Origin of the sequence: Micromonospora sp. NPDC049060, from assembly GCF_040649055.1 — a bacterium.
Taxonomy (GTDB): domain Bacteria; phylum Actinomycetota; class Actinomycetes; order Mycobacteriales; family Micromonosporaceae; genus Micromonospora; species Micromonospora reichwaldensis.
In genome coordinates, this window is record NZ_JBEZEV010000181.1 from 1 (window position 1) to 1,215 (window position 1,215).

General features: G+C 68.5%; 1 protein-coding gene. It reads right to left on the bottom strand.

From position 1 onward, the window contains the following. On the bottom strand, positions 1-1,182 hold a 1,182-nt coding region (locus AB0B83_RS30130), incomplete at its 3' end, for a condensation domain-containing protein (protein WP_357581012.1). Positions 1,183-1,215 lie beyond the last annotated feature (33 nt).

The window sequence follows — 1,215 nt, forward strand, 5'->3', positions numbered from 1 at the left end:
GGTGAAGACGGTTTGGATGAGGGGTGGGGTGTGGCGGTCGCGGGTGGGTCGGGTGTGTTCGACGAGTTTGTCGAAGGGGATGTCCTGGTGGGTGACGGCGTGCATGAGGACGGTGCGGGAGTGGTGCAGGAGTTGGCGGAAGGTGTGGTGGGGGTTGATGTCGACGGGGAGGGGGAGGGTGTTGACGAAGAAGCCGATGAGTTTTTCGGTGTCGGGGTCGGTGCGTCCGGTGAGGGGGGTGCCGATGACGATGGGGTTCTGGTGGGTGTAGCGGTGGATGAGGAGTTGGAAGGCGGCGAGGAGGACGCCGAAGGGGGTGGAGCCCGTCTGGGTGGCGAGGGTGGTGAGGGTGCCGGCGGGTAGGAGGGCGTGGTGGATGGCCGTGGGCCCGGGTTCGGTGTCGGGGCGGGGCCGGTCGGTGGGCGGGTGACAGACGGGTGGGGCGTCGCGGAGTCGTGCGGCGAGTTCGTGGAGGTGCTGTTGGGCGTCGTCGCTCTGCCAGTGGTGGCGTTGGCGTTGGGCGATGTCGGCGTACTGGGTGGTGAGGGGCGGCAGCGAGGGGGTGCGACCGTGTGTGAGGTCGGTGTAGAGGTGGTCGAGTTCGGTGTGGAACACGCCGACGGACCAGCCGTCGAGGACGATGTGGTGCCAGGTGAGGCAGAGCACGTGCGTGGTGGGGCTGAGTTGGAGGACGTGGCTGCGCAGTAACGGGCCGGTGGTGAGGTCGAACGGTGTGTCGAGTTCGGCGCGCAGGATGTCGCGGATGTGGTGGTCGTGATGGTCCGGGTGGATGTGGGTGAGGTCGTGGCGGGTGCTGTGGTGGATGGGCGCGGGGTGGATGATCTGGACGGGGATGCCGTCGTGTTCGGCGAAGGTGGTGCGCAGGATCTCGTGTCGGCGGGCGATCTCGTTGATGGCGGTGTCGAGGTGGTCGAGGTCGAGTTCGCCGTCGATGTGCCAGGCGGTCTGGGTGTTGTAGGCGGTGGATTTCGGGTCGAGGGTGTGCAGGAACCAGAGGCGTTGCTGCGCGAAGGACAGGACCCGACCCGGCGACGAGGTCTCACTGCCCGGCGGGACGAGGGCCGGATCGCTCGGTTGCCCGGCGCCGGACCCGACCGGGTCGTTCTCGCCGCCGGCGGTCGTCGGATCGGCCAGCACTTCGTCCCGTAGGCGGTCGGCCATCGCGGCCACGGTCTGCGCCTCGAACACGATCGC